This window comes from Streptomyces sp. SAI-170 (assembly GCF_049739565.1).
Lineage (GTDB): Bacteria > Actinomycetota > Actinomycetes > Streptomycetales > Streptomycetaceae > Streptomyces.
Genome location: NZ_JBMGQD010000001.1, coordinates 6,338,573 through 6,362,550, shown reverse-complemented (window position 1 = coordinate 6,362,550; position 23,978 = coordinate 6,338,573). Strand labels below are relative to the sequence as shown.

The window sequence follows — 23,978 nt, the reverse complement described above, 5'->3', positions numbered from 1 at the left end:
GGTGCGTACCTCCAGGCCGTTGCCGTCGGGAAGCGGTGTTGAGCGACGGGGTTTGATCAAGGGTGCGGGCCGCCAGAGATGAGGGAGAACCGACAGACAGGAGGCGGGCGTGGTGCTGGTGGTGTCGGAAGAGGTGCGGGAGGCGGTCGCAGGTCGCCGTCCGGTGGTGGCTCTGGAGTCCACGATCATCGCGCACGGGCTGCCACGTCCGCGCAACCTGGAGGTGGCACTGGAGCTGGAGGCGGCCGTACGGCGGGAGGGTGCCGTACCGGCCACGATCGCGGTGCTGGACGGCCAGCCGCTGGTCGGGCTGGACAAGCAGCAGCTGGAGCGGGTCGCCAACGAGGACGGGATCCGCAAGCTGGGACACAGGGACCTGCCGCTGGCCGTGGCGTCGGGGGCGAGCGGCGCCACGACGGTGTCGGCGACCGCGGCACTGGCGGCGCTGGCGGGCATACGGGTCTTCGCGACGGGTGGGCTCGGCGGGGTGCACCGGGAGTGGACGGTGACCCAGGACGAGTCGGCCGACCTGGGCCTTCTGGCGCGTACCCGGATCACGGTGGTGTGCGCGGGGGTGAAGTCGATCCTGGACGTGCCGGCGACGCTGCAGCGGCTGGAGACGCTGGGGGTGGCTGTGGCCGGATACGGCACGGACCGCTTCCCCGGCTTCTATCTGTCCGACTCGGGGCATCCGGTGGAGTGGACGCTGGACGGTCCCGAGCAGGTGGCCGGGGTGATGCGGGCGCAGGACGCGCTCGGTGCGGCGGAGTCGGCGCTGATCGTCGCCAACCCGGTTCCCGAGGCGGAGCAGCTGGATCCGCAGCTGCACGCGCGTGTGCTCGCCGAGGCGTTGCAGGCGTGCGAGGCGGAGGGGGTCAGCGGCCAGGCGGTCACGCCGTTCCTGCTCGACTACCTCGTGCGGCACACCGACGGTGCGTCGCTGAGCGCCAATCTCGCGGCGGTGCGCGGCAATGTGCGGCTGGCCGCACGGATCGCGGCGGCCTGGGCCGGGAAGTGATCCGGCCGCGGGACGGCGCGCTGCTGGTGGCGGGGGATGTGATCACGGACGTCGTCGCCCGTCATCGCGGACCCCTCGCGTCGGGCACGGACACGGCCGCCGCGATTCGCCTGGTGCCGGGCGGGGCGGGGGCGAACGTGGCCTGCTGGGCCGCGCACTGGGGATGTGCCGAGGTGCGCATGCTCGGGCGGGTCGGCGCGGACGCGGCCGCCTGGCACGAGCGGGAGCTGATCGCGGACGGCGTACGGCCTCTGCTGGTCGTCGATCCGGAGGCGCCGACCGGGACGGTGGTGTGCCTGGTGGACAGCGAGGCGTCCGCGGAGCGCACCTTCCTCACCGACAGCGGCGCGTCCCTGCGGCTGGGGCCCGAGGACTGGTCGGACGCGCTGCTGGACGGCGTCGCGTGGCTGCATCTGTCGGGCTACCTGCTGTTCTCGGAGCCGAGCCGCGCCCTGGTTGCCCTGGCCGTCCGGTCGGCACGCGCGCAGGGGGTGCCGGTCAGCCTGGACCCGGCGTCGGCGGGCTTTCTGAAGGGGCTGGGCGTGGAGCGTTTCCTCGCCCTTGTCGAGGGAGTCGACGTCCTGCTGCCGAGCCGGGACGAGGCGAGTCTGCTGACAGGTCTGGCGGACGCCGGGGACGCTGCGGCCGAGCTCAGCTGTCGCGTCCCGCTGGTGGTCGCCAAACAGGGCGCGACCGGTGCCCTGGTCGCCCGGTCGGGCACCGTGTGCGCCCGGGTCCCGGCCGCACCGGCGACGCCTCGCGACACCACCGGCGCCGGCGACGCCTTCACCGGCGCCTTCCTCGCCGCGCTGCTCAAGGGCGCCGGGCCCGAGGACGCGGCGACGGAGGGCACGCGGGCCGGGGCCCGGGCGGTGGAGCGGGTGGGCGGCCGGCCACCGAGGCGACCAGCGCGCGGAGAGAGGCCATGAGGCCTGGGGGGGGGAGAGAGGCGATGCGGCCTGGCCGGCGCGAGCCGGAGCGGCGCAGAGGGAACCGGCCAGCGTGAGTCGGAGAGGGGCAGAGGGAATCGGCCGACGTGAGCCGGAGCGGCGCAGAGGAAACCGGCCAGCGTGAGTCGGAGAGGGGCAGAGGGAATCGGCCGGCGTGAGCCGGAGCGGCGCAGAGGGAACCGGCCGGCGCGAGTCGGGGAGAGGGCAGAGGGAACCGGCCGACATGAGTCGGAGAGGGGCAGAGGCGGCTGACCCGCGTGCTGTCGTGCGGCCGCTGTCCGGGGCGCACGGTTCCCCGTACCCCTTCAGGCGCCTGCGGTGCACGGCCCTCAGGGGCGCGGGGAACCGTGCGAGAAGACACGACTCACCCGCGCCCGCCGACGCCGTTCACCCCTTACGCCTTGCGGCCCCACGCCGAGATCAGCGCGGGTGCGGCCAGGTCCATCTCGCCGGAGGAGATGTGGGACAGGTGACGGTCGATGTCATGGTCCGTGACGAGGCCCGCGGCGACGAGCCGGCTGCGGAGTTGACGGACCGTCGCCGATTCCAGCCCGGCGCAGGCCCGGGAAGTGACGGGGAAACCGGCGTCCGCCTCGACCTGACGGAGTCCGGCCGCGCGCAGCAGGCGCGGCAGGGTGCGCCCGTGGGCGAGGTCGACGCCATGGTCGGCGAGAACGGTGCGCACCGCGTGCCGCAGCCGGTTCGCCAACTGCTGCTCGGGGCCGTACTCGTCGGGGCAGATCAGCGGTTGCAGGGCGGCGTCGGTGTCCTCGACGAGGAGGCGTCCGCCGGGCCTCAGGGCCTTGACGAGGGCGCGCAGCGCTCGCTCCCGGTCGGGCACGCGGCCGAGGACGAGTCGGGCGTGGACGAGGTCGAACCCCTCCCCCGGCGGGTCCTGCACGGCGATATCGTGGACGCGCAGCTCGACCGGCGGACGGGCGGGCGAGTCGGCCCAGGACGTGTCCGTGGCGGTGGCGATGACCTTGCCGGTGGGGCCGACCCTCTTGGCCAGCCAGGAGACGACGGTGGTCCCTCCCGCGCCGGCCTCCCAGCAGCGCCAGCCGGGTCCGACGCCGAACGCCTCGAAGTGGCGGAACGTCACAGGGTCGTAGAGCGCGGCGAACGCCTCGCGCCACTGCGCCGCGTCGGCCTGCCGGCGGGCGAGTTCCTCCCGGCGGGGATCGGGTCGGCGCTGCTCGCTGGATTCACGTGGGGAGAGATGGCCGAGGAGCTCGGTGGGTTGGTCGCGTTGGTCGAGGTGCTCGTCGGACGGGGGGCGGTCGTGGTCTTCGTGATCGAGGTCGTCGAGCAGGTGTCCGTCGGTTCGCGTCATGACCCGATCATCCCAGTTGTCCCGGTTGTCATGATGTGGCGACGCTCGGGGAGGCTCCAGGAGTCCGCCAACGCTTGGGACAGAAGGGCAATTCGACACGTCCCGTCCCGTCGTCCACAGGCGGGAACAAAGCGGAATCCGCGCTATCCACAGGCTGGTCCGCTGCTCTTCCCTTCCTGGCAAACTGGCGCGACAAGGCGCGGGAAGGCGGCGCAAGGAGAACCACGCAAGGAGTCCCGATGTCCATGGCAGGGAATCTGCGGAAGGTCACGAGCCTCGGCACGGTCGACGGCCTGCGCAGAGTGGCGCGGCTGGCCCGACGGCGGCGCCGGGTCGACCTGAGTCACCCCGCCCGGTCCCCGCTGGGCTCCTCGGTCGTCAACTGCATCGCGTACGAGGACGGTGCCCGGCTTCCGGTCGACGGGGATCTGGCAGACGCGGTGAAAAGGGTGCGCAAGAGCGGCTCCGGCTTCGTCTGGCTGGGGCTCCATGAGCCGACGAACCGCGAGTTCGCGGGCGTGGCCGAGCTGTTCGACCTGCATCCGCTGGCCGTCGAGGACGCGATCGAGGCCCATCAGCGCCCGAAGGTCGAGCGGTACGGCGACACGCTGTTCGCCGTGTTCAAGACCGTCTGCTACATCGAGCACGAGGAGTTGACGGCGACGAGCGAGGTCGTCGACACCGGCGAGATCATGGTCTTCGTCGGCCATGACTTCGTCGTCACGGTCCGGCACGGCCGGCACGGCTCGCTCGGCCCGCTGCGCGAGGAGCTGGAGTCCGACCCCGGCCAGCTCGTCAAGGGGCCTTCCGCGGTCCTGCACGCGGTCGCGGACCATGTGGTCGACGACTACCTCAACGTCATCGAGTCCGTGCAACTGGACATCGACCAGGTGGAGACGGACGTCTTCGCGGAGAACGGCGCACGGGCCGACCCGGGCCGCATCTACCAGCTCAAGCGTGAACTCCTGGAGCTGAAGCGGGCCGTGGTCCCGCTGGGCCGCCCGCTGCTCGACCTCGCCGACCGGCCGGTGCGCGTGGTCGACCCGGAGATACAGGCCTACTTCCGCGACGTCTCCGACCACCTCATACGGGCGACGGAGCAGATCGCGTCGTTCGACGAGCTGCTCAACTCGATCCTTCAGGCGCATCTCGCCCAGGTGACGGTGGCGCAGAACGAGGACATGCGGAAGATCACGGCATGGGCGGCGATCGTCGCCGTTCCGACGATGGTGTGCGGGATCTACGGCATGAACTTCGAGCACATGCCGGAACTGCACTGGCGCTACGGCTACGGCATGGTCATCGGCGTCATAGGCCTGGCCTGCGTGGCGCTCTACCGCGGCTTCCGGCGCAACGGCTGGCTCTGATCCCGAGTCCTGGCCCGGAACACCCGACGCCCTGCCCGGCACGACGGACCGGACGGGGACGGAAAGAAGGCGAAGGGAGATCGAAGGGACAGGGTGTGGCGCGGGCGCGGTGACGGGTCAGGTCCGCGCGTAGACCCGTCCCGTCCACTCCGCGATCTGGTCCTCCGACAGGTTCCGGACCAGGTCGGCCTCGCTGATCATGCCGACGAGGCGCTTGTTCTCGATGACGGGCAGCCGGCGGATCTGATGGTCCTCCATCTCCCGCAGCACCTCACGGATGTCGGCGTTCGCGTCGATCCAGCGGGGTGTGCCCTGGGCCATCTCACCGCAGGTGACCTTGGAGGGGTCGTGTCCCATGGCCACACAGCCGACGACGATGTCGCGGTCGGTGAGGATGCCGCAGAGCCGCTCGTTCTCGTCGCTGATGGGCAGGGCTCCGACGTTGAGCTCACGCATCAGTTGCGCGGCGCGGTCGAGGGTCTCGTGGGCGGGGATCCACTGTGCACCGGGGTGCATGATGTCTCCGGCGGTGGTCATGAAAGTACCTCCCGATGCCGGACGGCCGGCGCGGCGCAGGACGCACCGCTAGTCCCGGCGCCCTTCATTCTCGCCGCGGCACGGAACCCCCGCACCCGGAGCCTCGCGGCACGCGTCCGGCGTTCGCCGGCCACAGGTCCGGCCGGGGCGGCCGAGGCCGGGAGCAGGTGAAGTCGGGAGCGGGTGGTCAGCCGCTCCACGCGGGATGGCGGGGATCGTCGGCGCGCACGACGACGTCCGCGGCACCGGCCGGGTCGGTCTCGTGGGTGTAGCGCTCGAAGGCGGGGAGCGTCCAGCGGTCGGCTTCGGGGGTGCGGCGCTGCAGGGCGCCCGGGGAGAGGAGGACGTGCACGGTCAGATCGAAGGGGAACCAGTTCTTCAGGAGGAGCGGTCCATGCAGCAACAGCACGGCCCCTTGTGGGAGTTGGACGTAGGGGCTGCGGGTGGCGCGGTCGGTGACCGGGTCCCACAGGTCGGGCAGGACCCGTCCGTCACCGCCGGGTTCGAGGGGCCCGAACACCTCGCGCCACAGCGCCCCGGTGTCGAGCCAGCCGCCGTAGTACGCCTCCAGGTCCCGGTGGCCGTACTCCAGGCGGACCGAAGCGGGGCGCAGAAAGCCCTCCGCGGGCACGACGAGCGAGGAGCGGCCGCGCAGCCGAAGCGCCTCCGACACGCGTTCGGCCAGCTCTCCGGGGTGGGCCGCGGGTGCGCCGTCGAAGGCGACGCGCGGCCAGGGGCTGCCGTCGGCCGGCTCAAGGTCGAGCAGACGGTCGGCCAGAGCGTCGCCGAGCCGCTCCCAGGTGATCGCTTCGAGTCGCACACGGCCATGATGCCGTGCACCCGCCCTCGCCTTCGGGGACGGGTGCGGATACGGCTCGTAGCCGGCGGGAGGGCGTGTGGGGTGATACCGGGCCGGTCGGCACAGGGAAGGGGGTGAGTGGGCCGGAGGGGACCAGGGGGCATGAACCGGGTATGGCCGTACCCGCAACCCACCAGCCCCGCGCCGGACTTGTCGTCATCCAGCCTCTCAAGAGGAAGCGCTGCTCCGCGTGCCTGCGCGGGCCGCTGTCCCTGCTCGTCCTTGAGGAGGGCGCGCCCCGCTGCCTGGACTGCGCCGACCTCGGGCATCTGGTGTTCCTGCCGCGTGGCGACACGGCGTTGACGCGCAGGTCGCGGGAGGAGAGCGGGCTGTCGGCGGTGGTGGTGCGGTTCAACCGCCGCAAGAGCCGCTACGAGCGCCAGGGCGTCCTCGTCGAGGAGGAGGCGCTCGCGCGGGCCGAGGTCAGATGCCTGGCGGACGCCGAGGCACGGCGGCGGCGTCGGGCGCGGGACGCGCGGCGACGGGCGGTGGAGGACGCGCGGTTCGCGGAGGCGTTCGCCGCGGAGATACGGCGGCTGTTCCCGGGCTGCCCCGCCGGGCGGGCCCGAGGGATCGCCGGGCACGCTTCGGTGCGCGGCAGCGGACGGGTGGGGCGCAGCGCCGCGGGGCGGGCGTTGTCCGAGGGGGCGGTGATCTCGGCGGTGGTGGCGTCGGTACGGCATGTGGACACGCCGTACGACCTGCTGCTGATGAGCGGCGTGCCGCGGCATGAGGCGCGGCGCCGGATCAGGCCGGCCGTGGAGACGGTGCTGCGCGGCTGGCGGGAGGAGGGTGCGGACGCGGCCGGGTGAGGCGGGCTGGACGCTCGCTTATGGCTGCGCGCCGATCGGCCATGGTCCGGCCGGAGGCGGTGGCGTTGACTGAGGGCAGGAGCAGGGGAAAAGGAAGCGGGTGGGTGGGCGTGATCGAAGGACCGTACTTGTGGCTGACCGTGGCGGGGGTGCTCGGGACGGGGCTCGCGGCGGGGGTGTTCTGCGCGTTCTCGACCTTCGTCATGCGGGCGCTGGCGGCGCTGCCGTCGGCGCAGGGAGTGGCGGCGATGAACGCCATCAACAGGGCGGCGCCGAGACCGGCGTTCATGGCGGTGTTCCTGGGCACGGCGGTGGTGGCCGTGGCGGTGGCTGTGGTCACGTTCGTGGTGTGGCCCGGGGAGGGGAAGGCGGAGCTGCTGCTGGGCAGTGCGTTGTACGGGTTCGGTTCGTTCGGGGTGACGGTCGTCGCCAACGTGCCGCGCAATGACGCGCTGCTCCGGCTGGAGCCGGGGAGTCCGGAGGCGGACGCGTACTGGCCGGTCTATGTGCGGGAGTGGACGCGGTGGAACCACATACGGATGGTCGCGTCGGCGGCGGCCGCGGTGCTCTACGTCCTGGCGCTCACCTGACCCGCAGCGCCCCGGGAGCGGCCACCGGAAACGCCTCCCCGACCTCGTTGGCACGGGGCTGGGGCCAGGCTGGAGCCGGGGTCCGCAGGCGCTGTCCACCGCGCCGTTCGCCCCCCTGCGGTCCGGGTGAATGGGACGTATCGTTGCCGGAAGGGTGCCGTCGAACGGGGTACGGCTGGTCGTACGCGCAGGCAAGGAAGACGGCCATGGCAGATCCCAAGGGGTTCATGACCACGCCTCGCCGGGAGTGGCCGAGGCGGCCGGTCGAGGAGCGGGTCCGCGACTGGGACGAGGTGTATGCGCCGGGAGCGTTGCTGCCGATCATCTCCGAGCAGGCGGATCGGTGCATGGACTGCGGGATCCCGTTCTGTCACGAGGCCTGTCCGCTGGGGAATCTCATCCCTGAGTGGAACGACCTGACCGCGCGGGACGACTGGCGGGCGGCGGCGGACCGGCTGCACGCGACGAACAACTTCCCCGAGTTCACAGGGCGGTTGTGTCCGGCGCCGTGCGAGGCGGGGTGTGTGCTGGCGATCAACCAGCCGGCGGTGACGATCAAGAACGTGGAGTGCGCGATCGCCGACAGGGCGTGGGAGGAGGGGTTCGCGCCGCCCAGGCCGCCGGACCGGCTGTCGGGGAGGACGGTCGCGGTGATCGGGTCGGGGCCGACGGGACTCGCGGCGGCGCAGCAGCTGACCCGGGCCGGGCACACGGTCGCGGTGTTCGAGAAGGACGACCGGATCGGCGGGCTGCTGCGGTACGGCATCCCCGAGTTCAAGATGGAGAAACGCCATCTGGAGCGGCGGCTTGAGCAGATGCGGGCCGAGGGCACGCGGTTCCGCACCTCGACGGCGGTCGGGCGGGACATCGGGGCGGACGAACTGCGGGCACGCTACGACGCGGTGGTGGTCGCCACCGGCGCGACGGCGTGGCGTGAACTGTCGGTGCCGGGGCGGGAGTTGGCGGGGATCCATCAGGCGATGGAGTATCTGCCGCTGGCCAACCGGGTGTGCGAGGGGGACCTGGAGCAGTCGCCGTTGTCGGCGGCGGGGCGGCATGTGGTGATCGTGGGCGGCGGTGACACCGGGGCGGACTGTCTCGGCACCGCGATCCGGGAGGGCGCCGCGTCCGTGACCCAGCTGGACATCTACGGCCGGCCGGGCGAGGCGCGTGACGAGGACGCCGAGCCGTGGCCGACGTATCCGACGCGGGTCTACCGGCTGTCGGCCGCGCACGAGGAGGCGCGTGATCTGCGGACGGCGCCCGCCGCCGACGCCGACGCGCGGCTGTTCGCGGCGTCGACGCTGCGGTTCACCGGGGACGCGGCCGGACGGGTGCGGGCGCTGCACCTCACCGAGGTCGACGAGCGGCGCCGGCCGCTGCCGGGCACGGGGCGTGCGCTGCCCGCCGACCTGGTGCTGCTCGCCCTGGGCTTCTCCGGCCCCGACCGGCGGGACGGACTGGTGGACCAGCTCGGCCTCGCGCTGGAGCCGCACGGCACGATCGCCCGGGACGCGGGCTTCGCCACCAATGTGCCCGGCGTGTTCGCCGCGGGGGACGCTGCGCGCGGTCAGTCCCTGGTGGTCTGGGCGATCGCGGAGGGCCGAGCGGTGGCGGCAGCGGTCGACCGCCACCTCACAGGCACCTCACGGCTGCCCGCCCCCGTCTCACCCCACGACCGGCCGATGTCGGTGTAGTCCACCCCGCCGAGGCCTCCCCCCCTCCCCCCCCAAGCACCCCGTTCAGCCCTGCCACGCCCAGCACCCAAGCGCACCGCGACCTCCAAATCCGCACCGCACCACCCGCACCGCCGCCGTACGCCCAGCACCCACCTCCGTGTAAACCCCACCGACTGTAGGGTCCCGCTCCATGACGGAGTCGTGGGTCGATGCGGCGGAGCGGATCGGGGCCGATCTGCATCTGGAGGTGGCGGGGCCGGGTGGGCGGCGGGCCGCGTTGATCCGGGCGTTGCGGGAGGCGGTGCGGAGCGGACGGTTGGCGCCGGGGACGCGGTTGCCGCCGTACCGGTCGCTGGCGGCGGATCTGGGGGTCGCCCGCAACACGGTGGCGGACGCCTACGCCGAGCTGGTCGCGGAGGGCTGGCTGACGGCCCGGCAGGGTTCGGGCACCCGGGTGGCGGACCGGGCCGAGCCGGTGCGGCATGCCATGCGAAAGCCGGGCAGGGCGCCCGTACGCGCGCGTGGGCCGCGGCACGATCTGCGGCAGGGCACGCCGGACGCGTCGGAGTTCCCGCGCGCGGCCTGGCAGGCCTCGTATCGGCGGGCGCTGCAGCAGGCGCCGAACGAGGTGTTCGGGCCGGGCGATCCGGCCGGGCGCATCGAGCTGCGGGAGGCCCTGGCCGAGTATCTGGCACGCGCGCGTGGGGTGCGGACGGAGCCGGGCCGGATCGTGGTCTGCTCGGGGTTCGCGCATGCGCTGCGGCTGCTGTTCGGGGGCGGGGTGCTGCGGGGTCCGCTGGCGGTGGAGGCGTACGGCCTGGGGTTCCACCGGGAGCTGCTGGCGGCGGCGGGGGTCCGGACGGTTCCGCTGCCGCTGGACGAGCACGGGGCGCGGGTCGATCGGCTGGGGCGCGAGCGGGCGGTGCTGCTCACTCCGGCGCACCAGTTCCCGACGGGCGGCCCGCTGCACGCGGCGCGCCGCGCGGCGGTCGTCGACTGGGCACGCGCGCGGGGCGGGGTGGTCCTGGAGGACGACTACGACGGCGAGTTCCGCTACGACCGCAAGCCGGTCGGCGCCGTGCAGGGTCTCGACCCGGAGCGTGTCGTCTATATCGGGTCGGTCAGCAAGAGCCTGTCACCGGCGTTGCGGCTGGGGTGGATGGTGCTGCCGGGGCCACTGGTGGAGGAGGTACTGGCGGTCAAGGGCGAGCGGGAGGCGTGGGCGAGTGTGCTGGATCAGCTCGCGCTCGCCGATTTCCTCTCCAGTGGGTCGTACGACCGTCATGTACGGCGTATGCGGCAGCGCTACCGCGGTCGCCGGGACCGGCTGGTGGCGGCGCTGGCCGCGCAGGCGCCGCACATCGAGGTGACGGGCGTGGCGGCCGGGCTGCACGCGGTCCTGCGGCTGCCGCCGGGGACCGAGCCGACCACCGTGAAGGGGGCGGTGTGGCAGGGGATCGCCCTGGACGGCCTGTCGGCGTTCCGGCATCCGGAGACGGACACGGAGACCATGGGGGCCATGGACGGCCTGGTGGTGGGGTATGCGACGCCGCCCGAGCACGCGTACGAGGCAGCGCTGGAGGCGTTGTGCGGGGTACTGCCCGCGGACCACTCCGCGTGAGCTTCCCGGCCGGCCCCCGAACCACGCCTCCCCGATGAACCCACGATGAACCCGATTTGGCCGGAATGTGACACCTGGCAGAGGTGTTCCAAGGAAGAAAGTGGGACGATTTTGTCCCAGGAGGTGTTTCGTCGCCGTCTCCCGTGAAACGGCCTCGGCGGCGGCAGCCCCGTCCTTGGTACCGCCGTCAGGCGTAGGGCCAACCCCGCGCGTCCCCCCTGTAGGCGGCCGGTCCTGGAGGGTGCTCGATGACGACTCTCGTCGAACGGCACGGAGAAGGTGCGTACGAGGGGGAAGGTTCCGGGGGCCAGGGTGCGCTCGGCATGTCGCCGGGGGCGCACGGCCCCGAGGCCGTCCCGCTGGAACGGCCTGCCGCGGCTGATCCCGGTCTCACCGGTTCCAAGGCCGCGAACCTCGCCCGCGCGGCCCGCGCCGGCCTGCCCGTACTGCCCGGTTTCGTGATCCCGTCCGGCGTACCCGACGACTCCCCCGCCCTGCGTGAGGCCTGGCGCGAGCTGTCCGAGGACGGCACACGGCCGCTGGTCGTGCGGTCCTCGTCCTCGCAGGAGGACACCGGGGAGTCCTCCCAGGCGGGCCGCTTCGACTCGGTGCTGGACGTGCGCGGCCCGGACGACTTCCGTACGGCGGTGCGGGCCGTGCGCGCCTCGGCGCAGCTGCCCGACGGGACGACGGCGCCCATGGCCGTGCTGGTGCAGCCGATGCTGACGGCCCGGGTGGGCGGGGTGATGTTCGGGGCCGATCCCGTCGCGGGGCGTACCGACCGGCTGCTGGTGAGCGTGGTGTCCGGTGGGCCGGACACGCTGGTCAGCGGCGTGCGCGCGGGTACCGACCACTGGCTGAGCCCGCGCGGACGCCTGCTGCGCGTGGACCCGCCCGGCGAGGGCGGAGCGGTGCTCGGCCGTGCCGAACTGAGCCGGCTGGCACGGCTCGCGCGACGAGCGCGGCAGGTGTTCGGCGGGCCGCAGGACATCGAGTTCGGGTTCGACGAGGACGGACGGCTGTGGCTGTTTCAGAGCCGTCCGATCACGGCGATGGCCGCGCGGCCCGCCCGCGGGGCACGGCTGCTGGGTCCGGGACCCGTCGCGGAGACGCTGCCCGAGCAGTTGATGCCGCTGGAGGAGGACCTGTGGGTGGCGCCGATGGCCCGCGGGCTCGCCGCCGCACTCGACATCGGCGGCACCGCGCCGCGCCGGCTGCTGCGTACGGTGCCGGTGGTGACGTCCGTCGGCGGGCGGGCGGCCGCCGATCTGCGGCTGCTCGGGGCGCTGCCGCCGCGGCATCCCTGGCTGGCGCTGCTCAACCCGGCGCCGGGTGCGCGCCGGCTGACCGCGGCCTGGCGGGTGGGGCGGCTCACGGGAGCGCTGCCCGGCCTCGCCGTGGACCTCGTCGCCGACATGGACCGGCAGCTCGCCGAGATTCCCCGCCCCGACGAGCTGCCCGGGTCCGCGCTCGTCTCCACGCTGCGCTGGTCGCGCGCCGCCCTGGTCTCCCTGCACGCGCAGGAGAGCCTCGCGGGTGCCCTGCTGCGCGACACGCCCCGGACCACCGCCGCCGGTTCGGCCCTCGCCGTCCTCGCGGACGCCCGCGCCCGGCGCATACCCGACGACCGCGTGCTCCGCACCGAGCCGCTCGTCCTCGCCCTCACCTCCCCGAGCCTGCGCGACCGGCCGCACCTGCCGCCGGAGCCGGGGACGGGGACGGCCGGGGCCCAGGGCATCGGCAGAACAGACACGCGCGGCGGTGCCGTCGACCTCGTACGGCCCCGGCGGGGAACCGCCGACGACGCCGCTCCTTCGGCCGCCGCTCCCCTCCCCGCCCTGCCGCCCCGCGAGGCCCTGCGTCTGCGGATCCGGTGGGTGCAGGAACTCCAGGTGCGGCTCGTGCGGGAGGCGGCGCACCGGCTGAGGGTGCGTGGTGTGCTGGACGACCCCGCGCGGGTCGGGCTGCTGCGGTGGGCCGAGCTGATCGCCGCGCTGGAGGGCGGCCCGCTCCCCGGTGACGTACGGGAACGGGTGCCGGGGCCGCTGTCCGCCCCGCTGCCGGACGCGTTCCGGATCGCCGAGGACGGCACGCTCGTCGCCGAGCGGGCGCGGGGCCGCCGGGCCGAGCGGCACCGCAGCGGCCGTACCGGCGGCGAAGGCTCCGGCCGTGGCGTGTCCGGAGGGCGAGCCGTCGGCACGGCCTGGGACGGCACCGGAGCACCCCCCGACGACGCGGTGCTGGTCGTGCGCACCCTGGACCCGGCGCTCGCCCCGCTGCTGCCCCGGCTGACCGGGCTGGTCGCCCAGACCGGCAGCCCGCTGTCCCACCTGGCCGTCCTGTCCCGCGAGTACGGGCTGCCCGCGGTCGTCGGCGCCGAGGACGCGGTACGCCGCTTCCCGCCCGGCACCCGGCTGACGCTCGACGGCAGGACCGGCGAGGTCCGCCCCGACCCGGCGACCGACGACGGAGCACGGGGCACCGAGGGCAGATCACCCGGCACCGACGGCGGAGCACGGGGCGCCAGCGGCGGAGCACGGGGCACCAGCGGCGGAGCACCGGACACCGAGAGCAGGCCGCCCACCCGGTCCGCGTCCGGCGCCGCACACCGGGGAGGCCCCCGATGAGGCGCCTGGCGTACTTCTTCGGGGCCGCGGCGGCGGGCGGCGCGGCGATGTACTTCGTCGTCTACCTCTACCGCTGGCAGTGGCAGCGCGCGGTGCTGTGCGGTGTGGTGCTGCTGGTGGTGGAGGTGCTGCTGCTCGGGCTGGTGCTGGTGGGCCGGCTGGCCCGGGTCGAGGACCGGATGCGCGACTACGACCTGCGCCAGCGCGAGTTCACCGAGCGGCAGCGGGACGTGCTGGCCCGGCTGCGTCAGGGGCAGCGGTCCGAGGACGCCCCTCGCGCGGCCCGGTTCCGGTGGCTGAAGGAGCCGGCAGAGCGGACGTACGTGTTCGTGCCGGTCCTCATGGTCACCGGCGTGCTGCTGTCGGGGATGGCCTGGCTGGTGCAGCGGGTCGCGGCGTCGACGGCCCGCCCCGCCGAGCGGAAGCTGGCCGGACGGCTGGCCGTGCTCGCCGCGCCGGACCCCTCGGCCGGGCTCGACATGGACGACGTACCGCCGCCGGCCGGACGGGCGACGCGGGCCCGCACGGCGCGGCTGGTGGTCGCGGGTGTGCTGGGGACCGCGCTGCTGGGCGCGCTGATCGTGGGCCTCGCCGATCTGACCCAGACCCGGCACGAGCGCGAGGACGCCTCCGCGGCCACGTCGGTACTGGTCCGTATCGACGTACGGGACGCGGGTATGACGCCGGAGCGGCGGGCGCTGGCCGCGCGGCAGCTGTGGGAGGGGTGCCGGGACTCCACGTCCGTGGCCCTGAACCGGGCGACGCTGGGCGATCTGGGCGAGGGCCTGTTCGCCGGTGTCGTACGGCCCGCGCTGACCGAGCACGACCGGCTGCGACTGCGCGGCTGCCTGGAGGACACCGCGCTGGAGCGGGCCCATCTGACGGTGGTGGGGATGGGCGACACGGAGCCGTACGACAACTGAATGGGGCCACGGCAGGGCCCGGAGGTGTACCACGCGTGGGGTGCGGTACTCGTCATCGGGAATGAGAGATAGGTCATATCCGGCTTATCGGACATGTCGGGCCGGGATACGATTCCAGGAATCTCCCGTCCCCTAGCCCTTTGGGCCGCCATGACTGTCGCCGAAATCCTCCCCCCGCCGCCCACCACCACTGCCCCTGCCCCTGCTCCCGCCCGACCGAAGCGCAGCGTCAAGCGGCGTGCCGTACGGGCTCTGGTCGCCATCGTGATCGGATACCTGGTCCTGTGGGCCGTCGGCTCGCTCGGCATCCTGGTCGCCCACCAGTGGATCCAGTCGGAGACACCCGCGCCCGCCGGGACGCGCGTGGTCCAGGGCGTGCACAACTTCCAGCCCGTCGACTCCGAGGGTCACCTGTGGCGCGGGGCCGCCCCCTCCCCCGCGGGTTACCGCAACCTCGCCGACATGGGCATCACCACGGTGGTGGACCTGCGCGCCGAGGACCTGAGCGCGGCGCAGCTCGCCGAGCCGGAGAAGGCCGGTCTGGAGGTCGTGCACATGCCCATCCGGGACGGACAGACGCCGACTCCGAACCAGGTCAAGCAGTTCATGGACACGGTGACGTCCTCGGCCGGGCCGGTGTTCGTGCACTGCGGCGCGGGCGTGGGCCGTACGGGCACGATGGCCGCGGCCTATCTGGTGCAGAGCGGCGAGGAGTCGGCCTCGACGGCCGTACGGCGCAATCTCGCGGTCGGCCCGCCGTCGATCGAGCAGATCTGGTACGGGCTGCACCTGAGCAAGGAGAAGGCGGAGCAGCCGCCGGTCGGTGTGGAGGCGCTGAGCCGCCTGGTGGACGCGCCGCGCCGGATCTGGTCGTACCTGTAGAGCCGTACAGGGCCCTTGAACGCGCCGGTGCGCGGCCGCCCCACGAGGCGGCCGCGCACCGGCGTCCCAGCACACACTTGAAATCTCGGCACAGACTTTAAAAACGTGCGGCGCAGGGTCGTTCAGGACAGCAGGAAGTCCGCCACCCCCGCCTTGGCGCCCTCGATGAAGGCCGTCATCTCGTCGGAGGTGTAGATCAGCGCCGGCCCGTCGGGGTCGGTGGACTGCCGGACGGCGATCCGGCCGTCCGCGAGCTTCATCGCCTCCAGGCAGTTGCCCCCGTTGCCGCCGCTCCAGGGCTTGTGCCAGCCCTCGCTGCCCAACTCCCTGGCGGGCATGCCGTTGTAGATCCGCTGCCCGCGGATCCGCGGGCAGGACTGGGGGTCGATGCGATCCATTCACAGCTCCTTGCGGAGATCCCGGAGGATCTCCTTCGTGCGATGTGCCGTGGCGGCCTGCGCCGCCATGCGGTCCATGACCTCGAGATGAGTGGCCACCTCGGTGCGCGCGTCGAGATAGACGGCCCCGGTCAGGTACTCGCTGTAGACCATGTCCGGCAGTTCGGGCACGGCGAATCGGAACAGCACGAAGGGCCCGTACGTGCCGGGATGCGGCCCCGTGGCGAACGGGACGACCTGCAGCGTGACGTTGGGCAGCTTCGCCACCTCGAGCAGTCTGTCGATCTGGGCCCGCATCACCTCCGACCCACCGACCGGGCGGCGCAGCACGGTCTCGTCCATCACGGCCCAGAAACGCGGCGCCCCTTCCCGGGTGAGCAGTCCCTGGCGTTGCATGCGCAGGGCCACATGCCGCTCGATGTCGTCGGGCCGGGTCTGCCCGACGGCGCCGGAGAGCATCACCCCGCGCGCGTAGTCCTCGGTCTGCAACAGGCCGGGGACGAAGTGGGGTTCGTAGCTGCGGATGAGGCTCGCGGCCCCCTCCAGGCTGACGTGCATGGAGAACCAGCCCGGCAGGACGTCGTGGAACCGCTGCCACCAGCCGGGCTTGTTGGCCTCCTCGGCCAGTTGCACGAAGGCCTCGGCCTCGTCGTCGGGGACGCCGTAGGCCTTCAGGAGCAGCTGGAGGTACGGGATCTTGAGCGAGACCTCGGCCATCTCCATCCGGCGGACGGTGGCCGGCGCGACACGCAGGACGCGGGCCGCCTCCTCGCGCTTGAGCCCCGCCTGTTCCCGCAGGTCCAGCAGGCGCCGACCGAGGACGACCTGTCCCACCGTCGGCGCGGACCGCGGCTCGCTCACCCTCCACCTCCACCCCGAAGAATCCCGACAGCCCTGCGGCGCCATCCGAAGACCCGTTCGAAACCTCGGGCGTCATCCTCGATGCCCACCAAAACGGCCCGATCTGGACACTTTCCGTACAGATCAGGCCGGGCCGGACATGTCCGGCCGAGGTCTCGGCGATCCCAAGTGGCGCCGCTCGACGTGCTGTTGCGAGCAGTGTGCCACGGCCTTCCACGCCGTCACACAGCACTCTGCAATTTTCAGAGTGACACTTGCCAAGTGTTCACGGCGGGGAGATAGTGGCAAGCGTGATTCCGTCCGCGCCCTTAGGAACAGACGCCGCCACGGGCCCTCTCGGCCTCGGCGCCGCCTCAGGAGCCGGTCCCCTCGGGGACGGGCCCGAGCGCCGGTTCCGTTTCGAGCTGGCCGCACACCCGGGCTCCCCCGCACAGGCCAGACGACTGGCGCGGGCACGGCTGGCCGGGTGGTCGGTGTGCGAGGACACCTGTGACACCGCGGCTCTGGTCATATCCGAGCTCGTCACCAACGCGATCGTGCACACGGCTAGCTCCGTCGTCGTCTGCGAGCTGCGCGACGGCGACGAGCTGCTGCGCATAGCCGTGCGCGACGAGGGCTGCGCCCCCACCGAGCCGCACCCCTGCGCCCAGCGCACGGAGGAGGAGCAGGGGAGGGGACTGCTTCTCGTGGAGGCCCTCTGCCGCGCCTGGGGCGCCCAGGAACACGGCACGGGCCTGCTGGTCTGGGCGGACTTGCCGCGCCAGGGCGACGCGGATGCCTTCGGCGACGCAGCGGGCCGGGGCGAGGCCGAGCCGTGCGACGACGTGGCCTGGGTGGGCATCAACACCGACCTCGACACCGACGTCAACGTCGACATCGCCCTCGACCTCGAGGAACCCCGGTGCGACCTCGGCTGGGGTGCGCCCCCGAAGCCCGGTCCGGCTCCGGGCGGCTCCGGCGAGGAGGAAGAGGCCGCCGAGCGCTACGACACCGGGCGGAGGACCGCGTGAGCGCGGCCTCGGGCGCCGGCCGGGTCCTCAGCCTCGACACACTGGTCCGACTGGGCCGCGACACACGGTCCGGGCACACGCCCCGGCAGCTGTCCGTCCCCGCGGGCATGACCGCCCCGCTGGGCTGCGACGCGGTCGCGACACCCGCCCGGCTCGGCCCTCAGCTGATGCCCCGCCTGCCCCGCGTGGGCTGCGTCTACGCCGACGACGCGCACTGGTGGTGGCTCCTGCCCTCCGACTCCGACTACGCCCTCGACTGGCCCGCCCCCGCGCACTACGCCCGCGGCGCCCTCGTCCCCGAGGCCCTCACGACCGGCCGGCCGCGCCTGATCCACCGCCCCGAGGGCACCCTCCCCTACAGCCCGCCGATCCCCCTCTACCTCGCGCTGTGCCGCCTGACGGGGACGACGCCGACCTGGGCCCGGCCGGTCAGCGCATAGCGCACAGAGCTGCAGCCGACCTCGGCCTCCGCGCTCACCGCCGTACGCGAAAAGGCCCGGGCCCTCATCGCCGTACGAGAAACCGGCCCCCGCCCTCACCGCCGTACGCCAAAAACAGCCCCCGCCCCCACCGCCGTACAAGAACGCAGCCCGCGCACGCCCGCGCATACCCGCGGAAAACCCTGCGCGCCCTGCCACCACGGCGGCGGCCCCGCGATAGTGGCCCTCCGGCCACGGTCACGGGGAGGCACCGGTGGGGAAGGCGCGGCGGAAACGCCAGGTGGGGCAGGAGGACGTGTCCGAGTCGGAGCGGCTGCTGTTCGGTGGACCGCTGCGCTACGACATGGGGTGGAACCAGCACGCGGACGCGTTCCTGGAGCTGAGCTTCCGGGCCATGATCACCCGGCTGCCCGCTCTGCTCGGCTCCAGTCTGGCCCTGGCCTGGCAGGCCGACCGCCGGGCCGCGCGGATCGTGCTGGCCGCCGAGGCGGGCCGGGGTCTCGCCCAGGCGGTGAACCTGCTCGCGGTGAACGCCGTGCTGGCCCGGCTGATGGCGGGCGGCCCGATCGAGGACCGGCTGCGCGGCGCGGCTCCCGCCCTGGTCACCGTGGCCGCCGTCCTGCTGCTGGGCGCGCTGCTGCGGGCCGCGTCGACGTACGCCACCGGACGGCTGGAGCCGAAGGTGGAGCGGCTGGCCACCGAGCGGTATCTGGAGCGGGCGGCGGCCGTGGAGCTGGCCGCGATCGAGGACCACGCCTTCCACAAGCTGCTGGACACCGCCCAGTACGGCGCCTCCTCCTCCCGCCGCATGATCGCCCACGCGACCCGGCTGGTGAACGCGATGATCTCGCTGATCGCGGCGGCGGGTGTGCTGACCGTGCTGCACCCGGCGCTGCTGCCGCTGCTGGTGACGATGACCCTGCCGAGCGCCTGGGGCGCGCTGACCAACGCCCGCCGCCGCTACGAGTCCTTCCACGCCTGGGTGCAGCACGCGCGGGCGGGCTATCTGCTGCAGGGCCTGCTGACGGAACCGGCCGCCGCCCCGGAGATCCGGCTGCACGGCGTGGGCCCGTTCCTGCTGCGGCACTTCCGCGCGATGTCGGAGACCGCGGAGGCCGAGCAGGCCCGCCTCGCGCGCCTCGCGGCCCGTACGGGGCTGATCGCGGCGGCGTGGACGGGCCTGGCGACCGTCGCGACGTACGCCACGCTGGGCGGGCTGCTGCTGGCCGGGACGATGGCGCTGTCGGTGGCGGGTACGGCCGTGATCGCGATCCGCACCGGCTCGGGCAGCCTGGACAGCCTGGTCCTGGAGGTGAACCAGCTGCACGAGGAGGCCCTGTTCGTGGGCGACCTCCAGCGGCTGTACCGGGAGGCGGCCGAGCGGGCGATCCCGGCCGGCGGGGCGGCTCTGCCCGAGCACCCTCGCGAGATCAGATTCGAGAACGTCACCTTCAACTACCCGGGCGACGCGGCCCGCCCCGCCCTCGACGACGTCAGCCTCACCCTCCCCCTCGGCCGGATCATCGCGCTCGTCGGCGAGAACGGCTCGGGCAAGACGACCCTGGTCAAGCTGCTCGCCGGGCTGTACATGCCGGACTCGGGCAAGATCCTCTGGGACGGTGTGGACGCGGCGACCGCCGACCGCAGGCAGCTCGCGGAGCGGATCGCGATGGTCGCGCAGGACTTCAAGCGCTGGCCGTTCACCGCGAAGGTCAACGTCGGCATCGGGCGCCCGGCCGCGCCCCTGACCGAGGAACGCCTGGCGGCCGCGGTCGCGGAGGCGGGCGCCGAGGACGTCGTCGCGGACCTGCCACGCGGGCTGGACACCCTGCTGGCCCGCAACTTCAGCGGCGGACACGAGCTGTCGGGCGGCCAGTGGCAGCGCCTGGGCATCGCGCGGGCCGCCTACCGGCAGGGCAGCATCCTGATCGTCGACGAGCCGACCGCCGCGCTCGACGCGCGGGCCGAGCTCGAGGTGTTCGAGAAGATCCGGGCACTGGCCGGGACCGGCCAGACGGTCGTCCTGATCACGCACCGCCTGGCGTCCGTCCGTCACGCGGATCTGGTGCATGTCCTGGCGGAGGGCCGTCTCGTGGAGTCCGGGACCCCGGACGAGCTGCTGGCCTCCGGCGGGATCTACGCGGAGCTGTACGGCCTGCAGGCCGAGCAGTTCAGCGTGCGGCTGCCCGCACCGAAGGCGGGCTGACCGACCGGCCTCATTCCCCGCCGTCGCCGCGGACGATCACCAGAAACGTGTCCGTGGCGAGGTCCATCACGACCTCGGCGGGCAGCCCCTCCATACGGCGGGCCTGCGCGAACTCCTCGGCAGGCCAGGAACCACGGGGCCCGCCTGCGGGAAAGCCTTCGAGCACCTTTCGCCCGTTCACCATCCTGCACCTCCACAAAGCGTCGTACTGATATGAGTTAACGCCTGTGAAAGGGGAAAAGCCTCGTTCAGTGACGGGACTGAGACATAGTTGACACTCGTTCAGCGTCGCATGTGAGCCGGGTCTCAGGGACTTCCGCATACGGACCGGGCACGCTCCGTGTCAGTCGTCGTACTCGTCGTGATAGCGGATCCTCTCACTCCCCGCGGGCGCCCCGAAGGCCGACGCGCGCCCCTTCGGTTCCTCCCATTCCTCCTGGCGGCCGAGTGCGGTCAGGTCGAGCAGGCTGGTGGTCGAACCGAGCCCGTCCAGTCCGCGCTCGAAGGCCGAGTAGGTGTGGAACACCCGGTCGAGATCCCGCAGGAAGCAGCTGATGCCGGGCCGCTCCACCAGCTCCCCCTCCTGCTCCAGGGTCACCTCGAAGTCCTGGTTGAAGTCGCTTTCGTACGACGAGTACCAGGGCACGGTCCAGCCCATCCGCGCCTTGAAGGGCAGAATCCGCGTGTACGGCGCCCGGGACACCGCCGCGAAGGAGGTGTTGCGGGCATGCAGATGGGCGAGATGCCCGATCTGGTCCAGGAACGCCGAGCAGCTGCGGCAGCCCGCCTCCCAGTCCGGGGCGAACATGAAGTGGTAGACGACGAGTTGGTCCCGCCCCTCGAAGAGGTCGAGGAGGGTGGCCTTTCCGTCGCCGCCCTCGAAGACGTACTCCTCGTCCACCTCGACCATGGGCAGTCTGCGCCGCTCGGCGTTCAGCACGTCCCGCGCGCGCGTCACCACCTTCTCCTTGAGCAGCAGTTCCTCGCGCCGCGCGCGCCACTGAGCCCGCGAGACGATCTCCGGAAGCGACATGGCCCCTCCTGTGCAACGGTCCCGTTCGGGGTGGTGACCGGGGGGAGGGGCGGAACTCATCGCTGGTTCACAAGATTTTTTCCGTACGTCACCCAGAGCGAGGTCAGCCCCCGCGCGCGCAGCGACGGACGCCAGCGCGGCGCGGACCCGGGCTCGCTCAGGGCGAGTTCGGGGAAGCGCTCCAGCAGTGCGGCCAGCGCGATCTCGGTCTCGGCGCGGGCCAGCGGGGCGCCCAGGCAGTAGTGGATGCCGTGGCCGAGGGCGAGATGGCCGGAGGTGTCGCGGTCGAGGAGGAGCCGGTCGGGCTCGGGGAAGCGGGCGGGGTCGCGGTTGGCGGCGGCGAGGGAGACCAGCACGGTCTCCCCGGCCGGGACGGTGACCTCCCCGAAGGTGACGTCCTCGGTGGTGAACCGCCGGATGGCGAGCAGGGCCGGACCTTCGTGGCGGGCGAACTCCTCGACGGCGGCGGGCAGCAGGGCCGGGTCCGCGCGCAGGGCGGCGAGCTGGTCCGGGTGGTTCAAGAGGCCGAGGACCGCGTTGCCGATGAGCTGCACGGTGTTCTCGTAGCCCGCGAAGAGGATGAGGAAGGCGAGGGACATCAGCTCGTCCTCGCCGAGCCGGTCGCCCTCCTCGCGGACCGCGATCAGGTCGGAGAGCAGGTCGTCGGCGCGTTCCTTGCGCTTGGCGGCGAGCAGGTCGGTGAAGAAGCCGAGCAGCCCGGCGACGGCCTCCTTGGCGGCCTGCGGACGGGCAGGGTCCGGGGCGACGAGGCTGTCGGTCCAGATCCGGAAGTCCCGTCGGTGGTCCTCGGGCACGCCGAGCAGGTCGCAGATGACGGTGATGGGCAGGGGTGCGGCGTAGGAGGCGACGAGGTCGGTGGTGCCGTGCGGGCCGAGGGCGTCCAGGAGCCGGTCGGCGGTCCGGCGGATCGGTGTGCGCAACTGCTCGACGCGGCGCGGGGTGAAGGCGCGGGCGACCAGCCGGCGGATGCGGGTGTGGTCGGGCGGGTCCATGTTGAGGAGGTTGGCGTCCAGGGCGGGCGGCAGGGCGAACCCCCGGTAGTTGCCGGGCGTCGCATGCCGTTTGTCGAGGGAGAGGCGCGGGTCGGCGAGCGCCCGGCGCGCGTCCTCGTACCGGGTGACGAGCCAGGCGGGGTTGCCGTCGGTGCCGGTGATGCGGTGCACGGGCGCGCTCTCGCGCAGACGGCGATTGACGTCGTGGGGGCTGGCGATGAGTCCGTCGGCGGGATCCATGGAGGTCAGCCTATGTGTCGCGCTGCCGGCCCCATGTGCCGCATGCCTCGGCCTATGTGTCGCGCTGCTGGGCCCAAGTGCCGTATGTCTTGGCCTGTGTGTCGCACTGCTGGGCCCAAGTGCCGTATGCCTGGGGCCATGTGGCGAGCTGTCGAGCCCAAGTGGCGTACGCCTCGGCCAATGTGACGCGCCGCCGGGCCCAAGCGCCGTGCACCTCGGCCTATGCGTCGTACTCCTGGATCCGTGTGCCGTGCCCGCGGTCGACGAGGGCGGGCAGTCGTGCGGCCAACTCCTCTACGACGGCCGGGACATCGATGGTCAGCAGCTCGCGGTCGCGCATCAGGACACGGCCGTCGACGATGGTGGTGGTCACGTCCGCCGCGCGGGCGCTGTGCACAAGGGTGGCGGCGAGGTCGTGGACGGGCTGGGTGTGCGGCCCGGTGAGATCGACGAGGACGATGTCGGCGCGTAGACCGGGTGCGATACGGCCCACCCGGTCGCCCAGTCCGACGGCCTGGGCGCTCTGCAGCGTGGCGTGGTGCAGGGCCTGACGGGAGGTCAGCCAGCGCGGGTCGCCCTCGGTGGACTTCTGGACCAGCGCGGTGAGCGCCATGGACTCCCATACGTCGAGGGAGTTGTTGGAGGCGGCGCCGTCCGTGGCGAGGCCCACGGGGATGCCGAGGGCGCGCAGCGCGCGGACGGGCGTGGTGGTGGGCCAGGCGAACTTCAGATAGCCGCGGGGCGCGCTCGCCACGGCGATCCGGCCGCGGGCCCGCTCCAGGACGGGCAGGTCGCGGTCCAGGATGCCGGTGCCATGGGCGATGAGCAGCTCGGTGCCGAGCAGGCCGGTGCGCTCCATGACCTCGATGGGGGTGGCGCCGTGCCGGGCGAGGCTGGTCTCGGCCTGGTCGCGGTTCTCGGCGGCGTGCAGATGCACGGGCAGGCCGTGCTCGTGCGCGAGGGCGGCGGTGGCGGCGAGGTCGTCGTCGGTGACGGTGTAGGGGGCGTGCGGGGCAAGGGCGGTGGTGATCCGGCCGCCCGCGCCGCCGCGGTGCCGCAGCGCGAACTCCAGGGAGGCCTCGCGTCCTTGGGGCCCCTGCGAGGAGAAGTACGCCTGCCCGAGGTGGGCGCGCAGCCCGCACTCGGCGACGACGTCGGCGACCGCGTCCATGTCGAAGTAGTGGTCGGCGAAGCAGGTCACGCCGCCGCGGATCATCTCGGCGCAGGCCAGCCGCGCGCCCAGCGCCACGTCCTGCTCGGTGAGGTTGACCTCCACCGGCCAGACGACGTCGTTGAACCACTCCTCGGTCGGCAGGTCCTCGGCCAGGCCGCGCAGGGCGACCATCGGGGCGTGCGTGTGGCAGTTGACCAGGCCGGGCATGGCCACCTGGCCGCGCGCGTCGATGCGCTCGGCGGCCGGTACGTGCACGGCCTCTGCGGCATCGGTGACGGCTGCGACGGCCCCGTCCCGTACGACGATCGCGGCGTCCTCGCGGAACCCGATCCGCTCTTGATCGTCGTGCGCGAGCACGGTGCATCCGGTGATGATGAGGTCGGCGGGGGTCTGGCTCACCACGCC

General features: G+C 73.1%; 22 protein-coding genes. 13 read left to right on the top strand and 9 right to left on the bottom strand.

Annotated elements, in window-relative coordinates; genetic code table 11:
• Positions 1-112 precede the first annotated feature (112 nt).
• Positions 113-1,018, top strand: a complete 906-nt coding sequence (locus tag RKD23_RS28580) for a pseudouridine-5'-phosphate glycosidase (protein ID WP_424858354.1) — start codon at positions 113-115, stop codon at positions 1,016-1,018.
• Complete coding sequence (locus tag RKD23_RS28575) at positions 1,015-1,947, top strand: carbohydrate kinase family protein (protein WP_424856301.1); 933 nt, start codon at positions 1,015-1,017, stop codon at positions 1,945-1,947. Before RKD23_RS28580 ends, RKD23_RS28575 begins: the two co-directional genes overlap by 4 nt.
• Before the next feature lie 415 nt (positions 1,948-2,362).
• Here the strand turns inward: RKD23_RS28575 and RKD23_RS28570 are convergent, their stop codons facing one another.
• Positions 2,363-3,301 (bottom strand): methyltransferase domain-containing protein, encoded by a 939-nt coding sequence (locus tag RKD23_RS28570; RefSeq protein ID WP_424856300.1) that lies wholly within the window; start codon positions 3,299-3,301, stop codon positions 2,363-2,365.
• A 239-nt stretch (positions 3,302-3,540) separates the two neighbouring features.
• Here RKD23_RS28570 and RKD23_RS28565 point away from each other — a divergent pair, with 239 nt between their 5' ends.
• Positions 3,541-4,668, top strand: coding sequence for a magnesium and cobalt transport protein CorA (locus RKD23_RS28565; protein WP_424856299.1), 1,128 nt, complete (start codon positions 3,541-3,543; stop codon positions 4,666-4,668).
• 117 nt (positions 4,669-4,785) lie between these two features.
• Here the strand turns inward: RKD23_RS28565 and RKD23_RS28560 are convergent, their stop codons facing one another.
• Positions 4,786-5,205, bottom strand: coding sequence for a CBS domain-containing protein (locus RKD23_RS28560; RefSeq protein ID WP_424856298.1), 420 nt, complete (start codon positions 5,203-5,205; stop codon positions 4,786-4,788).
• A 187-nt stretch (positions 5,206-5,392) separates the two neighbouring features.
• Positions 5,393-6,025 (bottom strand): uridine kinase, encoded by a 633-nt coding sequence (locus tag RKD23_RS28555; RefSeq protein ID WP_424856297.1) that lies wholly within the window; start codon positions 6,023-6,025, stop codon positions 5,393-5,395.
• A 152-nt stretch (positions 6,026-6,177) separates the two neighbouring features.
• Between RKD23_RS28555 and RKD23_RS28550 the strand changes: the two genes are divergently transcribed.
• The 7 genes from RKD23_RS28550 to RKD23_RS28520 all read left to right on the top strand — a co-directional run bounded on the left by RKD23_RS28550 (position 6,178) and on the right by RKD23_RS28520 (position 15,198).
• On the top strand, positions 6,178-6,876 hold the full coding sequence (locus RKD23_RS28550) for a DUF2293 domain-containing protein (RefSeq protein WP_424856296.1): 699 nt from the start codon (positions 6,178-6,180) through the stop codon (positions 6,874-6,876).
• Positions 6,877-6,986: 110 nt separating this feature from the next.
• The gene (locus tag RKD23_RS28545; RefSeq protein WP_424856295.1) at positions 6,987-7,466 is read left to right on the top strand and encodes a DUF1772 domain-containing protein; all 480 of its coding nucleotides are present in this window, start codon (positions 6,987-6,989) and stop codon (positions 7,464-7,466) included.
• 206 nt (positions 7,467-7,672) lie between these two features.
• Positions 7,673-9,163 carry a glutamate synthase subunit beta gene (locus RKD23_RS28540; protein ID WP_424856294.1) on the top strand — a complete coding sequence of 497 codons (1,491 nt, stop codon included), beginning with the start codon at positions 7,673-7,675 and terminating at the stop codon, positions 9,161-9,163.
• A 172-nt stretch (positions 9,164-9,335) separates the two neighbouring features.
• Positions 9,336-10,766 (top strand): PLP-dependent aminotransferase family protein, encoded by a 1,431-nt coding sequence (locus RKD23_RS28535; protein ID WP_424856293.1) that lies wholly within the window; start codon positions 9,336-9,338, stop codon positions 10,764-10,766.
• 248 nt (positions 10,767-11,014) lie between these two features.
• The gene (locus tag RKD23_RS28530) at positions 11,015-13,393 is read left to right on the top strand and encodes a PEP/pyruvate-binding domain-containing protein (RefSeq protein ID WP_424856292.1); all 2,379 of its coding nucleotides are present in this window, start codon (positions 11,015-11,017) and stop codon (positions 13,391-13,393) included.
• The gene (locus tag RKD23_RS28525) at positions 13,390-14,316 is read left to right on the top strand and encodes a hypothetical protein (RefSeq protein WP_424856291.1); all 927 of its coding nucleotides are present in this window, start codon (positions 13,390-13,392) and stop codon (positions 14,314-14,316) included. Before RKD23_RS28530 ends, RKD23_RS28525 begins: the two co-directional genes overlap by 4 nt.
• Positions 14,317-14,466: 150 nt before the next feature.
• Entirely contained in the window at positions 14,467-15,198 is a 732-nt protein-coding gene (locus RKD23_RS28520; RefSeq protein WP_424856289.1) for a protein-tyrosine phosphatase family protein, read from the top strand.
• A gap of 122 nt (positions 15,199-15,320) precedes the next feature.
• On the opposite strand, the gene RKD23_RS28515 is transcribed toward RKD23_RS28520, so the two are convergent.
• Positions 15,321-15,596, bottom strand: coding sequence for a DUF397 domain-containing protein (locus RKD23_RS28515; RefSeq protein WP_404034132.1), 276 nt, complete (start codon positions 15,594-15,596; stop codon positions 15,321-15,323).
• Positions 15,597-16,457: a helix-turn-helix domain-containing protein gene (locus tag RKD23_RS28510; RefSeq protein ID WP_424856288.1), complete on the bottom strand. Its 861-nt coding sequence runs from the start codon at positions 16,455-16,457 to the stop codon at positions 15,597-15,599.
• Positions 16,458-16,738: 281 nt separating this feature from the next.
• On the opposite strand from RKD23_RS28510, the gene RKD23_RS28505 reads away from it, so the two are divergent.
• The 3 genes from RKD23_RS28505 (at position 16,739) to RKD23_RS28495 (ending at position 20,113) form a co-directional block, all read left to right on the top strand.
• Positions 16,739-17,467, top strand: a complete 729-nt coding sequence (locus RKD23_RS28505) for an ATP-binding protein (RefSeq protein ID WP_424856287.1) — start codon at positions 16,739-16,741, stop codon at positions 17,465-17,467.
• Complete coding sequence (locus tag RKD23_RS28500; protein ID WP_424856286.1) at positions 17,464-17,907, top strand: hypothetical protein; 444 nt, start codon at positions 17,464-17,466, stop codon at positions 17,905-17,907. The genes RKD23_RS28505 and RKD23_RS28500 overlap by 4 nt, the downstream gene beginning before the upstream one ends.
• Before the next feature lie 343 nt (positions 17,908-18,250).
• On the top strand, positions 18,251-20,113 hold the full coding sequence (locus RKD23_RS28495; protein ID WP_424858352.1) for an ABC transporter ATP-binding protein: 1,863 nt from the start codon (positions 18,251-18,253) through the stop codon (positions 20,111-20,113).
• 10 nt (positions 20,114-20,123) lie between these two features.
• On the opposite strand, the gene RKD23_RS28490 is transcribed toward RKD23_RS28495, so the two are convergent.
• The 4 genes from RKD23_RS28490 to RKD23_RS28475 form a co-directional block, all read right to left on the bottom strand.
• Positions 20,124-20,297 (bottom strand): hypothetical protein, encoded by a 174-nt coding sequence (locus RKD23_RS28490; RefSeq protein ID WP_404034140.1) that lies wholly within the window; start codon positions 20,295-20,297, stop codon positions 20,124-20,126.
• A gap of 159 nt (positions 20,298-20,456) precedes the next feature.
• Positions 20,457-21,146 carry a DUF899 domain-containing protein gene (locus RKD23_RS28485; RefSeq protein ID WP_424856285.1) on the bottom strand — a complete coding sequence of 230 codons (690 nt, stop codon included), beginning with the start codon at positions 21,144-21,146 and terminating at the stop codon, positions 20,457-20,459.
• Between the two features lie 56 nt (positions 21,147-21,202).
• Positions 21,203-22,399, bottom strand: coding sequence for a cytochrome P450 family protein (locus tag RKD23_RS28480; protein ID WP_424856284.1), 1,197 nt, complete (start codon positions 22,397-22,399; stop codon positions 21,203-21,205).
• 220 nt (positions 22,400-22,619) lie between these two features.
• On the bottom strand, positions 22,620-23,972 hold the full coding sequence (locus RKD23_RS28475; RefSeq protein WP_424856283.1) for an amidohydrolase: 1,353 nt from the start codon (positions 23,970-23,972) through the stop codon (positions 22,620-22,622).
• Positions 23,973-23,978: the final 6 nt, after the last annotated feature.

Excerpts from the sequence above, each read along its gene's own strand:
- RKD23_RS28515 (WP_404034132.1), bottom strand. The coding sequence starts at position 15,596 with ATGGATCGCATCGACCCCCAGTCCTGCCCGCGGATCCGCGGGCAGCGG.
- RKD23_RS28550 (WP_424856296.1), top strand. The coding sequence starts at position 6,178 with ATGGCCGTACCCGCAACCCACCAGCCCCGCGCCGGACTTGTCGTCATC.
- RKD23_RS28570 (WP_424856300.1), bottom strand. The coding sequence starts at position 3,301 with ATGACGCGAACCGACGGACACCTGCTCGACGACCTCGATCACGAAGAC.
- RKD23_RS28525 (WP_424856291.1), top strand. The coding sequence starts at position 13,390 with ATGAGGCGCCTGGCGTACTTCTTCGGGGCCGCGGCGGCGGGCGGCGCG.
- RKD23_RS28495 (WP_424858352.1), top strand. The coding sequence starts at position 18,251 with ATGGGGTGGAACCAGCACGCGGACGCGTTCCTGGAGCTGAGCTTCCGG.
- RKD23_RS28485 (WP_424856285.1), bottom strand. The coding sequence starts at position 21,146 with ATGTCGCTTCCGGAGATCGTCTCGCGGGCTCAGTGGCGCGCGCGGCGC.
- RKD23_RS28565 (WP_424856299.1), top strand. The coding sequence starts at position 3,541 with ATGTCCATGGCAGGGAATCTGCGGAAGGTCACGAGCCTCGGCACGGTC.
- RKD23_RS28535 (WP_424856293.1), top strand. The coding sequence starts at position 9,336 with ATGACGGAGTCGTGGGTCGATGCGGCGGAGCGGATCGGGGCCGATCTG.
- RKD23_RS28540 (WP_424856294.1), top strand. The coding sequence starts at position 7,673 with ATGGCAGATCCCAAGGGGTTCATGACCACGCCTCGCCGGGAGTGGCCG.
- RKD23_RS28480 (WP_424856284.1), bottom strand. The coding sequence starts at position 22,399 with ATGGATCCCGCCGACGGACTCATCGCCAGCCCCCACGACGTCAATCGC.
- RKD23_RS28520 (WP_424856289.1), top strand. The coding sequence starts at position 14,467 with ATGACTGTCGCCGAAATCCTCCCCCCGCCGCCCACCACCACTGCCCCT.
- RKD23_RS28560 (WP_424856298.1), bottom strand. The coding sequence starts at position 5,205 with ATGACCACCGCCGGAGACATCATGCACCCCGGTGCACAGTGGATCCCC.
- RKD23_RS28490 (WP_404034140.1), bottom strand. The coding sequence starts at position 20,297 with ATGGTGAACGGGCGAAAGGTGCTCGAAGGCTTTCCCGCAGGCGGGCCC.
- RKD23_RS28530 (WP_424856292.1), top strand. The coding sequence starts at position 11,015 with ATGACGACTCTCGTCGAACGGCACGGAGAAGGTGCGTACGAGGGGGAA.